Source organism: Alkalihalophilus lindianensis (assembly GCF_032843265.1).
GTDB classification, from domain to species: domain Bacteria; phylum Bacillota; class Bacilli; order Bacillales; family Bacillaceae_D; genus Alkalihalophilus; species Alkalihalophilus lindianensis.
In genome coordinates, this window is sequence record NZ_JAWJBA010000103.1 from 1 (window position 1) to 364 (window position 364).

At 33.2% G+C, this 364-nt stretch carries 1 pseudogene; it reads right to left on the bottom strand.

What is annotated here, in order from left to right:
* Positions 1–182: 182 nt before the first annotated feature.
* A pseudogene (locus RYX56_RS21495) lies at positions 183–364 on the bottom strand (IS1380 family transposase); the annotation flags it as partial.

Consider the following 364-nt stretch of genomic DNA (forward strand, 5'->3'; position numbering starts at 1 on the left):
CTGTCTAATATTATCCTGAATCCGTGACATGAGTAATTAAAATACTGTAACTTTATGGAAGTAATCAAGAATGTACTTTTTCATAAAAATTTTGTATAAATACATTTTTTTAGGGTTGCTTAATAAACCTGCAATATTTCCATTTTTTTGCAGGCCGTTCCTAGTTCATTCACTTGCACTATTTAGGTTGAGAATGAGATATAGATTTGTTTAAATGTCTTAAACCAAGGACTATGGTTTCCGAACTTCAAAGACACTTGTCTTGCGTGTTTGACCATTTTGGATGCCAAAGTAATGATGTTCTGAATCACGGTTTTAATCCTTCTTCGAAACACTTTCTTTTTCAAGGGCGCATCATCGGTCT